The 13121-nt window shown below is 66.8% G+C and carries 9 protein-coding genes; 4 read left to right on the forward strand and 5 right to left on the reverse strand.

Annotation, left to right across the window (positions count from 1 at the left end; translation table 11 throughout):
• Together AC5Y7D_RS23605 and AC5Y7D_RS23610 are read right to left on the reverse strand one after the other, a co-directional pair.
• On the reverse strand, positions 1-989 hold a 989-nt coding region (locus AC5Y7D_RS23605; protein WP_499928231.1), incomplete at its 3' end, for an IniB N-terminal domain-containing protein.
• A 279-nt stretch (positions 990-1268) separates the two neighbouring features.
• A complete protein-coding gene (locus tag AC5Y7D_RS23610) occupies positions 1269-1829 on the reverse strand; it encodes an Rv0340 family IniB-related protein (protein ID WP_499928233.1) in 561 nt (186 codons plus the stop codon).
• Positions 1830-2081: 252 nt separating this feature from the next.
• On the opposite strand from AC5Y7D_RS23610, the gene iniR reads away from it, so the two are divergent.
• The 4 genes from iniR to AC5Y7D_RS23630 all read left to right on the forward strand — a co-directional run bounded on the left by iniR (position 2082) and on the right by AC5Y7D_RS23630 (position 10923).
• The gene (gene iniR, locus AC5Y7D_RS23615) at positions 2082-4493 is read left to right on the forward strand and encodes an isoniazid response ATPase/transcriptional regulator IniR (protein ID WP_499928235.1); all 2412 of its coding nucleotides are present in this window, start codon (positions 2082-2084) and stop codon (positions 4491-4493) included.
• A gap of 592 nt (positions 4494-5085) precedes the next feature.
• Complete coding sequence (locus tag AC5Y7D_RS23620) at positions 5086-8097, forward strand: (Fe-S)-binding protein (RefSeq protein ID WP_499928237.1); 3012 nt, start codon at positions 5086-5088, stop codon at positions 8095-8097.
• 30 nt (positions 8098-8127) lie between these two features.
• Positions 8128-9417: a pyridoxal phosphate-dependent aminotransferase gene (locus AC5Y7D_RS23625; RefSeq protein WP_499928239.1), complete on the forward strand. Its 1290-nt coding sequence runs from the start codon at positions 8128-8130 to the stop codon at positions 9415-9417.
• Between the two features lie 120 nt (positions 9418-9537).
• Positions 9538-10923, forward strand: coding sequence for a PE family protein (locus AC5Y7D_RS23630; RefSeq protein WP_499928241.1), 1386 nt, complete (start codon positions 9538-9540; stop codon positions 10921-10923).
• A 24-nt stretch (positions 10924-10947) separates the two neighbouring features.
• Here the strand turns inward: AC5Y7D_RS23630 and rfbA are convergent, their stop codons facing one another.
• Genes rfbA through AC5Y7D_RS23645 form a run of 3 tightly spaced genes read right to left on the reverse strand, consistent with a single transcriptional unit; the run spans position 10948 to position 12972 of the window.
• A complete protein-coding gene (rfbA, locus tag AC5Y7D_RS23635) occupies positions 10948-11814 on the reverse strand; it encodes a glucose-1-phosphate thymidylyltransferase RfbA (RefSeq protein ID WP_499928242.1) in 867 nt (288 codons plus the stop codon).
• A 16-nt stretch (positions 11815-11830) separates the two neighbouring features.
• Entirely contained in the window at positions 11831-12205 is a 375-nt protein-coding gene (locus tag AC5Y7D_RS23640) for a nuclear transport factor 2 family protein (protein WP_499928244.1), read from the reverse strand.
• 11 nt (positions 12206-12216) lie between these two features.
• Positions 12217-12972 (reverse strand): maleylpyruvate isomerase family mycothiol-dependent enzyme, encoded by a 756-nt coding sequence (locus tag AC5Y7D_RS23645; RefSeq protein WP_499928246.1) that lies wholly within the window; start codon positions 12970-12972, stop codon positions 12217-12219.
• Positions 12973-13121: the final 149 nt, after the last annotated feature.

The following is a 13121-nucleotide window of genomic DNA, read 5'->3' on the forward strand; positions in this document are numbered from 1 at the left end:
ATCACCCCACCGGCCTGACCACCGATCGCACCGCCGGCCTGACCGCCGATCGCACCACCAACCTGACCACCAGCACCAACCGCGCCACCAACTTGACCGCCGGCATTGATACCGCCGCCAAGGCCACCACCGATGGCCCCACCAACTTGACCACCAACCGCGCCGCCAACCTGCCCACCGACACCAACGGCACCACCGACGCCAGCACCAACCTGACCACCGGCACCGACCCCGCCACCAACGACTCCGCCGACCTGGCCGCCAATCCCGCCGACTACACCTGCCTGCGCGCTAACCCCGGCCTGGACACCGAAACCAACGCCCGCTTGCGCACCCACTCCGGTGCCGACGCCGGCGCCGAGTCCGCCACCAACCTGTGCACCGATTCCGGCTTGCACACCGAAACCGACCTCCAGCCCAGCCTGCGCGCCGACACCTACTCCCGCACCGAAACCACCCGTTGGCTCGACGAAAGCCAAGCCGGGCGCGGATCCGGCGACACCGGTCTGCAAGCCCAAACCGCTCTGACCGACGAGTCCGGCATCAACGCCAGTCGCCAGCCCAGCGTTGAGGCCAGTCGCCAATCCTGCGCCGACGTCCGTCGCGACCGCGCCTGCCAATCCGGCGCCCGCGTCCGCGGCGATCAGACCCGCATCGGTGGCGACGAGGCCTGCGTCGCTCGCCGCCAGCCCGGCGTTGCCGATGACCGGTCCGGCGTTTTGCGCGACGAAGTTGGACACGACACTTGCGTCCGACGTCGTAATCGGCAGGCCATGCTGCTCAGCCACCGCCTGCTGCAGCCCGACGATCGGGTCGTCAGAGGACAGCACAACACCCGGAACTGCACTGGCCATCGCCGAAGACACCTCGGCGGGCGAGACGTTGACCAATCCCGCATTGGTCATGGCCTGACCGGGCGCGGCGACGAAAGACTGCGCCGCCTCTTGACTGCGAAAAAGGCTCAGGATGTAGTCCACAAGCGAGGTCATCTTCATTTCCCTTCAAATTGAAACCGTGAAGTTGTTCGCCGAAGTGACCGGCGCTCTGTCATAAACCGTATGGACTTCGCCGCTCCCCCAAATCGGGGTCGATTCCCCCGGTGGGGGAAACACCTATCGGGATAGCCGGGGCTACCTCGTTAGGGGATTAGGGGAATCGCAGGTGCCCCCATAAATGTGCTGAAACCACCCCCGTTTACAGCATTTATGCACGTCAAACACTACTCGCCAGGCGTCACAGCCGCCAGACTGATCGGCTACGAATGAACCTCAGCCGTGCAGGCCGTGGATGCCCAGGCCATGGTGATCCGGCGGCCCATCCTGCGGGTCGGCGTCCGAATGCATCGCAGCATGGTCCCAGAGGCTCGGGTCATGGGCCGGGAAACTGCCCTGGTCGAATGCCATTTCAGGCACTCCGCCACCTGCGAACGGCGGCGAGGGCTCATAGTGACCGGTCTGTACAGGCGCTGGACTGGCGTGCACGTCACCCAGCACAGCAGCGGTCGGCTCATTGATCACGCCACCGATCGCGTTGTGCTGGGGCACCGCAGCGGGGGGCGTCTGCGGCGTGAACGCGTCAAACGCCGCCGTCGCCGCGCCACTTGCCCAGACATTGCCGTGATCGGCAACGGGCATGCCGCTAACCGCGGCGGCGGGGCCGGCCATCGACAGCGAATCGGACACCATCGGAATCAGATTGTTCACATCGATGCTGGTCACGTCGGTAAGGTGCGCGTCAGCGATAGCCTGGGCAGGGTTGGCGGCGTACCGTGCAGCGGCCTCGGGATCGCGCACCAGCGCGATGACGAAGTCCAGCAAGGAGTTAGCCATCACCCACCTCCGTACGACTCACGCCCGCACACACCCAGCACTAGCAAGATGCTATCCGCTGGGCCGGTGACCGTGTTCGGTGCGAACCCCGCCCACCCCCGGCCTCTATTAGGGGGTGACGCGTTAGGGGAATGTTAGGGCTTTGGGGCAGGGACGGCTACCGTGGAGAAGCCGCTGCTGACCGCCAGCGGAGCATAGGGGGTACGCGACAGTGAGCGACTCGCCGCGCAGGCCGCCGGCGGCAAGGCGCCCATGACGGTTTGCCCGACCGAGATCCCCCAGGCCGCGCGGGCCGTCATCGACGATCTCGCCGATGCGGCGACGTTGCCGGTCAAGGTGCTGATCGTCGGTGGCATCGGGACCGGCAAGACTGCTCTCCTGGCCGCTGCCCGGGACCGTCTGCTTCGCGCCGGCGTGTCGGTCGTGACCCGCCCGCCGCGAACCGAGGATCCGCCGGAGGTGGCTTTCGTCGTCGATGACGCCCATCTGCTTACCGACTCCGAGCTGGATCGCCTCGCTGAACGCGTGGGCGATGCCCGCGCCACCGTCATCGCCGCCGCCGAAGCCCACGAGCAGCGGGCGGCACTGCGTTCGCTGATGACGGCTATCGCCCGGGAAAGACCGCGGGTGAAGCTGGGTGCGCTGCCTGTGGCCGAACCCGAACTCCAATGCACCGCAGGTCTGCCGTTTCTACTAGGCGCCGCATCCCAGTGCGATCCGCCGCAGGCTGCCAAGATCGCTCTCGTCGAGCGGTTGCGCCGGGTCGGCGAAGCCGACCTCGATGCCTTCCTTCTGATGTCCCTTTCGCACGAACTGGGCGCTGCCGATGTGGCTGCGGCACTGGGTATTTCGACCACCGAAGCCAGGCGGCTGGTCGATCGGGCACATGCCAGCGGGTTGGTCGAGCCGTCCTATCCCCCGGCTTTCTTGCAGCTCGTGCATGATGCCGTCGCTCAGGTTGTCGGCAACGCACGCCACCACGAAGTCGAAACCGCGCTGTTGCGTTCACAACTCGACATGTCAACCGTGTCGCCGTCGTTGGCGCTGCGTCTGGCCGAACACGGCCTTCGCGACGATCGATTGGCCGCTATTCTGTCCCGGCACGCGACCGAAATCCATGGCGTTGCAGGCGAAGCCGCCCGCTTGTACCGGGCAGCGATCCACACCGGCGCCAGCGGTCTGAAACCGCGCCTGGCCGACGCCCTTGCCCTCAGCGGCGATTGTGTTGCGGCCGCAGCACTGGCCGACAGCCTGCTGGCCTCCCCCGACTTCATCGAACGTGCCGCGGCGGTGCGAATTGCCGCCAGCGTCGCAGCTCACGACGGCAACTACGCTCACGCAGCCGAACTGTTCACCTGGCTGGGTCCGTATCCGGATTCCGTGGTGGGCTCGGCCGGTGCCATCGTGTTGGCCGCGACGGGCGACCTCGCCACCGCACATGCCGCCCTGCGGCTCAAGGACACCGGTCCGCCAACGATTTCGGCACGTGCGTCACGCAACCTGGCCGAAGGCCTGCTGCAGAGTATGGAGCAGCCCTATCCGACCGCCATGGCGAGGCTCAGCCAGGCCGTCGCGGTCGAACACCCGATCGGCGAAGCCTTCCCAGACAGCCCGGCAGCACTAATCACCCTGGCCGCACTACACGGCGGAGACCCCGTCCGTGCTCACAGCGTGATCGGCCGCGCGGTGCGCGCGGACGGCAGCGCGTTGTTCACCGACCGGCACCGGCTCCTGTGTGGCTGGATCAAAATGCAGGACGGCCAACTGCCCTCGGCCAGTGCCGACGTCGCCGCCGTTTCCGGCGCGAGTCTCCATCGGCGCGACGCGCTGTGGGCGGCCGCCCTGCAAACTGCGATCGCTCGTCGTAGCGGCGATGCCGGCGCGTTGCAGAAGCATTGGTACGCGGCGGTCGAAGTACTCGCCGAGTACTCGCTGGACCTGTTCGCGCTGCTGCCATTGGGCGAGCTTTGGGTCGCCGCGGCCCGCATGCGTCAGGTGGACCAGCTCCAACACACCGTGGACCAGGCCTTCGCGCTGCTCAGTTCACTGGGAAATCCACCACTGTGGTCGAATCCGCTGCACTGGTCGGGCGTACACGCCGGCATCCTCACCAATTCACCGGAGGCCGTAGCGCCACACGGACAGGCGCTGAGTGCCGCAGCCACGCAAAGCACTCTCGCACAGACCCTTTCGGTAGCCGGCCGGACCTGGCTGCGGGTACTGGCCGGCCAGGTGGACGCCAACGAAGTCGCCGTCGCGGCACGGTCGTTGGCGCACGTCGGGCTGACATCCGACGCCACCCGTCTTGCCGGTCAGGCAGCATTGCAGACGCCCGATGCCCGAGTATCCGGTGCCATGCTGCAGCTGGCCCGCGATCTCAAGATCGGCATAGGTTTTGCCGAGGCGCCCAGCGGAGACGGACAACCGGAAGCCGGCACGGCAACTACACGTCAACCGCCTTCGGGCAATACGCTGTCCGACCGCGAACGCGAAGTCGCCGAACTACTCCTGCTGGGCATGCCCTACCGCGACATCGGAGGCCAGCTGTTCATTTCGGCGAAAACCGTCGAGCATCACGTCGCCCGAATCCGCCGCCGGCTCGGTGCCGGCTCACGCTCGGAGATGCTGTCAATGCTGCGGGCGATGCTTGCTCCGCAAAACTGAGCCGCCATAGCCTGGCCATCGTCACGGTGGCTCTGCTCGCCATAGCGTTGTCCCTCAACATATCCCGGGGCGGTGCCGATCACCCAACCGGTCGTCAGATCGCCGGCAGCCGCCGCAACGGCATTGAGTCGCCGCGATGACATCAACGATTCCGTGAGCAGTCCACTCCGGCGGATCGTGCCACGCGTCGACACTGCCAGCGGGACGGTCACCGCGGTTCCACCGAGCACTCCGAAGCCGGGGCAGGAAAGCTCGCCGGTGTATCGACGGGATCAGCGGTGTCCTCGCCCTGGCGGCGGGCGCAGCGGACGGGGCCGCTGTGAAGCGCCGCGGCCTACCCCCGGTCGTGAAGACACCGTCCGGGCCGACGATCGGGGGCAGACTCTGGTCACCGTGTCACTGCGCGATCGCTCGAAGTGTCGCTGGTGTACGCCTGATCACACCGCGCCCGGCTGGGCTGGTGATCTGCGAAAACTTAGGTTTGCCTACCTCGCGGCGAATGCGGCGAAGATGTCAGTATGGGCAGGTTGACTAGCAAAAGCGCATCCGCGCCCCACGGCTTCTGAATGACGATGAATCGAGGTGGCCTTCAGTGACCACGCAGACCCTCATCCGGCTGATCGTTGGCCTGGGCATGACCGCGGTGGTGGGCGCGCTGGCGCTCAAGCGCGTCTGGTGGTTGTACAAGCTCGTCATGTCCGGCCAACCGGTCTCAGGACGCACTGACGACGTCGGCACCCGCGTCTGGGCGCAGATCTCCGAGGTCTTCGGGCAGCGCAAACTTCTCAAGTGGTCGATCCCCGGGCTGGCGCACTTTTTCACGATGTGGGGCTTCTTCATCCTCGTCACGGTTTACATCGAGGCCTACGGCACCCTCTTCCAGTCCAATTTCCACATCCCGATCGTCGGCCGTTGGGACGCACTGGGATTCCTGCAGGACTTCATCGCTCTCAGCGTGGTGTTCGGCATTGTCACGTTTGCGATCATCCGGTTGCGCTCCGAGCCCAAGGAATACGGCCGCCAGTCACGGTTCTACGGCTCGCACACCGGGGGCGCGTGGCTGATCCTGTTCATGATCTTTATGGTCATCTTCACTTTCGCGATATTCCGAGGCGCCTCGGCGAACACCGGAACCCTCCCCTACGGCGGCGGCGCATTCTTCTCCCACGCCATGGGCACGCTCATGAGCCCGCTGGGTACGACGGCCAACGAGTGGATCGAGACGATCGCGCTGCTGGCCCATATCGCTGTGGCGCTCGTCTTCCTGCTGATCGTGCTGCACTCCAAGCACCTGCACATCTTCCTGGCGCCGATCAACGTCACCTTCAAGCGCCTGCCCGACGGACTGGGCCCGCTGCTGCCGGTGGAAGCTGACGGGAAGCCGATCGACTTCGAAAACCCGCCGGACGATGCGGTTTTCGGCCGCGGCAAGATCGAAGACTTCACCTGGAAGGGCATGCTCGACTTCGCAACCTGTACCGAGTGCGGGCGGTGCCAATCGCAATGCCCTGCATGGAACACCGGCAAGCCACTGTCGCCCAAGCTCGTCATCATGGACCTCCGCGATCACTGGATGGCCAAAGCGCCCTACATCCTGGGCGAGAAGAAGGCGGAGCCGCTGGAAGGTCTGGACCTCGAAACCGTCCACGAAGAGGGCCATCATGTGCCCGAGTCGGGTTTCGGCCGGGTGCCCGGGCACGGGCCTGAGCAGGCCACCCGCCCACTGGTCGGCACCGCCGAACAGGGCGGCGTTATCGACCCCGATGTCTTGTGGTCCTGTGTGACCTGTGGCGCCTGCGTAGAGCAATGCCCCGTGGACATCGAGCACGTCGATCACATCGTCGACATGCGCCGCTACCAGGTGATGATGGAGTCGGAGTTCCCCTCCGAACTTTCGGTGCTGTTCAAGAACCTGGAGAACAAGGGCAACCCGTGGGGTCAGAACGCCTCGGACCGCACCGCCTGGATCGACGAGGTCGACTTCGACGTCCCGGTGTACGGCGAGGACGTCGAGAGCTTCGAGGGCTTCGAGTACCTGTTCTGGGTGGGCTGCGCCGGCGCCTACGACGACAAGGCCAAGAAGACCACAAAGGCTGTCGCCGAACTGCTGTCCATCGCCGGAGTCAAGTACCTGGTGCTGGGCACGGGCGAAACCTGTAACGGCGACTCCGCGCGGCGCTCGGGCAACGAGTTCCTGTTCCAGCAACTCGCCCAGCAGGCCGTCGAAACGCTGGACGGGCTGTTCGAAGGTGTGGAGACCGTGGACCGCAAGGTCGTCGTCACCTGCCCGCACTGCTTCAACACCCTGGGCAAGGAATACCGCCAGCTCGGCAGCAACTACTCCGTGCTGCACCACACCCAGTTGCTGAACCGCCTTGTCCGCGACAACAAGCTGGTCCCGGTGAATTCCGTCTCCCAGGACATCACCTACCACGACCCGTGCTACCTGGGTCGCCACAACAAGGTGTACGAGGCGCCGCGTGAGCTGATCGGCGCGGCGGGCGCCAACCTCACCGAGATGCCGCGCCACGCGGAGCGCAGCTTCTGCTGCGGTGCGGGCGGCGCTCGGATGTGGATGGAAGAGCACATCGGCAAGCGCATCAACCACGAACGCGTCGACGAGGCACTGGCAACCAACGCCACCACCGTCGCAGTGGCGTGCCCGTTCTGCCGGGTGATGGTGACCGACGGTGTCAACGACCGCCAGGAGGAGGCCGGCCGCAGCGGTGTCGAGGTGCTCGACGTCGCGCAGGTGCTGCTCGAGTCGCTCGACCGCGACAGTGTGAAGCTTCCGGAGAAGGGCACCGCCGCCAAGGAAGCCGAAGAGCGGGCCGCCAAAGTGGCCAAGGCCAAGCCCAAGGCCGCTGCGGCGGCTCCCGCGGAGGCGCCCGCCGAAGCACCGGCCGAGAAGCCGGCCGAGCCTGCCGAGAAGCCCGCAGCCGCGTCGCCCGCCGCTCCTGCGAAGGGTCTGGGCCTGGCTGGCGGCGCGAAGCGACCCGGCGCCAAGAAGGCCCCGGCAGCGGCCGCAACACCCGCAGCCGAGGAAGCTCCTCCTTCCGCCGCACCCGTCAAGGGGCTGGGTGTGGCCGCCGGAGCCAAGCGCCCCGGGGCCAAGAAGGCGGCTCCCGCCGCCGAGGCCGGCAAGGCTACGGAGGCACCCACGGCCGCCGCGCCGGCCGAACCCGCCACCCCGGTGAAGGGCCTCGGGATGGCCGCCGGCGCAAAGCGACCCGGCGCCAAGAAAACCGCACCGGCAGCGGCTGAACCGGCCCAGGCCGAGCCGGTGAAGGCGGAGGCGCAGGCCGAAGCCGAGGCGCCCGCCGAAGCTCCGGCAGAGCCGGCCAAGCCGGAAGTGCCGGTGAAGGGGCTGGGAATTGCGGCCGGCGCCAAGCGCCCGGGCGCGAAGAAGAGCGCGCCTGCAGCACCTGCACCAGCTGCTGCACCCGTCGCGCCTGCCGAGCCGAAAGCGGAGGCCGAGGCCGAACCGGAGGCTAAGTCGGAGCCGGCGCCGTCCGCAGAGTCCAACGGGGACTCGACTGCGCCGGCCGCGCCGGTCAAGGGCCTGGGACTGGCCAAGGGTGCGCGCCCGCCGGGCAAGCGCTGATCACGGTTTTACAGCGATCAGCAAATATCGGTGGACAGCGATGGGACGATGGCTGACGTGACTACTCACCAGCTGCCCGCGCACACCTCCGGCCATCACCGGCAGCGGGTGTTCGCGCAGTCGTCCAAGCTGCAGGACGTCCTGTATGAAATTCGCGGACCCGTGCACCAGCACGCGGCGCGGCTGGAGGCCGAGGGGCACCGCATCCTCAAACTGAACATCGGCAACCCGGCGCCGTTCGGCTTCGAGGCGCCGGACGTGATCATGCGCGACATGATCCAGGCGCTGCCTCATGCCCAGGGGTACTCGGACTCCAAGGGCATCCTGCCCGCACGTCGCGCGGTGGTCACCCGCTACGAACTCGTCGACGGCTTCCCGCGGTTCGACGTCGACGACGTCTATTTGGGCAACGGGGTTTCCGAGCTGATCACCATGACCCTGCAGGCTCTGCTGGACAATGGTGACCAGGTATTGATACCCGCGCCGGACTACCCGCTGTGGACGGCGTCGACCTCCCTGGCGGGCGGCACGCCGGTGCACTATTTGTGCGACGAGACCCAGGGCTGGCAGCCCGACATCGCCGATCTGGAATCCAAGATCACCGAGCGCACCAAAGCGTTGGTGGTGATCAACCCGAACAACCCGACCGGGGCGGTGTACAGCCGCGAAATCCTCACCGAGATGGTCGCTTTGGCGCGTAAGCACCAACTGCTGCTGCTTGCCGACGAGATCTACGACAAAATCCTTTACGACGACGCCAAGCACATCAACGTGGCATCGCTGGCTCCGGACATGCTGTGCCTGACCTTCAACGGGCTGTCCAAGGCCTACCGGGTCGCCGGTTACCGGGCCGGCTGGTTGGCGATCACCGGCCCCAAGGACCATGCGAGCAGTTTCATCGAGGGCATCAGTCTGCTGGCCAACATGCGGCTGTGCCCGAATGTCCCGGCGCAGCACGCAATTCAGGTTGCCCTCGGCGGCCACCAGAGCATCGAGGACCTGGTGCTTCCCGGTGGGCGCCTGCTCGAACAGCGCGATGTCGCCTGGACCAAACTCAACGAGATACCAGGGGTCTCCTGTACCAAACCCGAAGGCGCGCTGTATGCCTTCCCCCGGCTGGACCCCGAGGTCTACGACATCGCCGACGACGAACAACTCGTCCTCGACCTGCTGCTGCAGGAGAAGATCCTCGTCACCCAGGGCACGGGATTCAACTGGCCCGAGCCCGATCACCTGCGCATCGTCACCTTGCCGTGGGCGCGTGACCTGGCCAAGGCTATCGAGCGCCTCGGCAACTTCCTCGCCGGTTACCGCCAGTAGGTCCGCGGCTGCGCGAGTCGAAGGTACCGCCAAGTAGAGGCGAAATGCCCTAGTGGGCCGTGACACCGATGCGCGACGCTCTTCTCCCTGTGTCGATATTGACCTGGTCGGGAGGACGCGATGTCGTACGTAGTGGTGCCACCGGAGATGGTGGCAGCGGCAGCAACAGATCTGGCGAATATCGGTACGTCGCTCAGCGAAGCCAGTGTGGCCGCCGCTGCCCCCACGATGGGGGTACTGGCGGCCGGCGCCGACGAAGTGTCGGCGGCCATCGCGGCGTTGTTCACGACACACGGGCAGGCCTACCAGGTGCTCAGCGCACAGGCGGCAGCTTTCCAGGCCCAGTTCGAGGCCACCTTGACCGCGGGCGCGAATGCGTATGCCAGTGCGGAAGCCGCCGCTGCGTCACCTCTGCAACCACTCCTCGACTTCATCAATGCGCCCACCATGGCGCTGTTAGGGCGCCCGCTGATTGGCAACGGGGCAAACGGGGCCCCCGGCACCGGGGCAAACGGCGGCGACGGTGGGATCCTGCTCGGTAACGGTGGGGCCGGCGGGTCCGGCGCGTCCGGCGGCATCGGCCAAAACGGCGGCACTGGCGGAGCCGGCTCGATCCTGTTCGGTAACGGCGGCGCCGGCGGCGCCGGCGGAGCCTCAACAGTCGGCAATGGTGGGGCCGGCGGGACCGGGGGGATCGGCGGATTTCTGTGGGGCAACGCCGGCGCTGGCGGCGCCGGCGGGCCCTCCTCATTCGCCAACGGCGGGCCCGGCGGCGCTGGAGGGCGCGGGCTGCTGTGGGGCGCCGGCGGCACAGGCGGCGTCGGCGGGGCATCATCGGTCGCCACCGGCGGCGCTGGCGGAGCCGGTGGGGACGGCGGGATATTTGGCAGTCCCGGAGGCACCGGCGGCACCGGCGGGACCGGGCCAGTCGGCGGCGGCGGCGGCCAAGGGGGCGTCGGCGGACTGTTCGGCCCCGGCGGCAACGGCGGTACCGGCGGGGCGGCCACCGGACCCCTAGGTATGGGCGGGTCCGGTGGACGGGGCGGCGATGGGCTATTCAACACCGGCGGGGCCGGCGGCACCGGCGGTTCCGCCAATGGCGCTACCGGCGTTGGTGGTGGCGGCGGGGTCGGCGGTAACGGGTGGTTCAGTAATGGCGGGGCCGGCGGGAACGGCGGTGCCAGTACCACCTGGAACGGTGGGTACGGCGGAGTGGGCGGCAACGGCTTTGTCGACGGCGGCGCCGGCGGGACCGGCGGCTACGGCGGCAACATCGGCGGCAACGGCGAAAGGGGCGGCGTCTCCCAGCTGTTCGGCATCGGCGGCAACGGTGGGGCCGGCGGCGCCGGCGGGGTGATCGGTGGGCCCGGCGGAAGGGGCGGCAACGCTGCGCTGTTCGGTATCGGCGGCAACGGCGGCAACGCAGGGCTTGGTCCGACTCCGGGCAGCCCCGGCATAGGCGGCACCGCACTGATCGGCTTCAGCGGATTGGACGGGTTGCCATAGCCGTGGAGGCGCGTTCCGGCGAAATCAGCTCCGTTCCAACAGGTGCAGTAGGTAGTCGCCATACCCGGACTTGACCAGACTGCGGGCACGGTGCGTTAGCTGTTCGTCGTCGATCCAGCCGCGCCGCCAGGCGACTTCCTCGGGAACGCTCACCTTCAGCCCTTGACGCAGTTCCAGCGTCCGAACGAAATCCGCTGCGTCGAGCAGGGAGTCGAACGTACCGGTGTCCAGCCAGGCGGTGCCGCGAGCCAGTACCTCAACCGCCAGCCTGCCCTGATTCAGGTAGATCTGGTTGACCTCGGTGATCTCGTATTCACCGCGCGCGGACTTCTTCAACCCCTTGGCGATCTCGACCACGTCGTTGTCGTAGAAGTACAAGCCGGGAACCGCGTAGTGCGATTTCGGAGTGGCCGGCTTCTCCTCCAGCGACACCGCCATGCCGCCGGCGTCGAACTCCACCACCCCATAAGCCGACGGGTTGGCGACCCAGTAGGCGAAAACCGCTCCGCCGTCGACGGATTGGAACCGGCTCAGCCTGGTGCCCAGTCCTGGACCGTAGAAGATGTTGTCTCCCAATATCAGTGCCACGGAGTCACTGCCGATGTGATCGGCGCCGACCACGAAGGCCTGGGCCAGTCCATCCGGTCGTTCCTGGACCGCATAGGTCAGGTTGATGCCGAATTGACTTCCGTCACCGAGGAGTCGGTGAAAGCCGGGTGCGTCGTGCGGGGTCGTGATCATCAGGATGTCGCGAATACCGGCCATCATCAGCGTGGTCAACGGATAGTAGATCATCGGCTTGTCGTAGACCGGCAGCAGCTGCTTACTGATACCCATCGTGATCGGGTACAGCCGGGTGCCCGAACCGCCCGCCAAGATGATGCCTCGCATTGCCGGCTCCTCAGCCTCAGTCGACCCGGTCGTCCTCGGTGAGCTCAGTCGCCGCCAGAGCTGAGGCCAGGTCCGCGTGACGGAACACCGATGTGACGTGGTCGCGAACCACCCGGAATGCCGACGCGGCGGTCGACGCGGTGAAGGGCCTGTTGCGATCGCTGATCTGCTGTTCGACGACAACGATGCCGTCATGCACGTACATCCGGCCCAGCTCTGCCCTGGCCGTCAGGGAACTGACCCACCTGCGCAGAGCGTCGTGCCCCTGGACCGCTCCGTGCGCGTCACCGATATCGATGTCGTCGCTGGACAAAGAAACCAAGGTGTCGATGTCGGAGCTATTGAGGGCGTCGTGCCATGCCAGGACGGTGGCGATCTCCGATGTGGTCATGGCTTGCAAGTCTAGAGAGGGGTGCGGTCCAGCCATCTTTGCCATACGGCCTTATCGCCGAACAGCTCGATACCGGTGTCGGCGAGCGAGACTCGACGGGTCATCGCCAGCAGCAGCTCGGCGGCGCTACCCCGAAGCGCCACAGTGCCTTTGCCGTGTTCGTGCGACCAAGTCACCACGTCGTTCTCGACGGCTACCGTCCATTCGCCGGCTGCACCCAACCCAGGATCGGTGGCGTGCAGGTGGAGTGTGTCACCGCCGTCCAGTGGCAGCTCGGCGCCGTCCTTCCCCGCCCGGATCACGATCCGTTCCAGGAACTCGTCGATCCCGTCGACGGCCACCTCGACATTCAGGGCGAAGTCGGAGCCGACGGCCAGCGCGGCGTCGGCTCGATGCACCGCGTTCTCATGAAGCCGGCGGCGGATCCACCAGTTGGCGGGTCGAGGTCCGAGGAACGTCCAGACCGGAGTTTCGGCTCCGGTTGCCTGTACCGCATCGACCAGCCGCTGCGCACCACCGTTCAACCACGAAATGGCGTCGTCGAGACCAGGTGGGGGCTTGCCGCCTTCGACACTGCGGAAATCCAGGAAACTGTCCATCCGGTCCCGCACGATCTGCGCGGCCCAGCGGTCGCCGCGACCAACGTGGCGGAACAGTTGCTCAAGGGTCCAGCCCGGGCAGGTCGGCACCGGCGTCGTTTGGTCGGCGCCGCGGATCAGCTCGCCGAAAGCGCGGGTTTCTTCGAGGTAAGCCGACGAGTAATCCACCGGGATCACGCTACTCGCGTTGTCAGTAGGCGGACGCGGCGTGGCATTGATACACCTGCCGGTTTCACGCTGACCGGAGTCCAATGTCGTTGATCCGGCTGGTCATTCAAAGACTCGGCGTGGGTACAGGGTCCTGCTGACACGTGGCC

The organism is Mycobacterium sp. NGS49, from assembly GCF_059812565.1.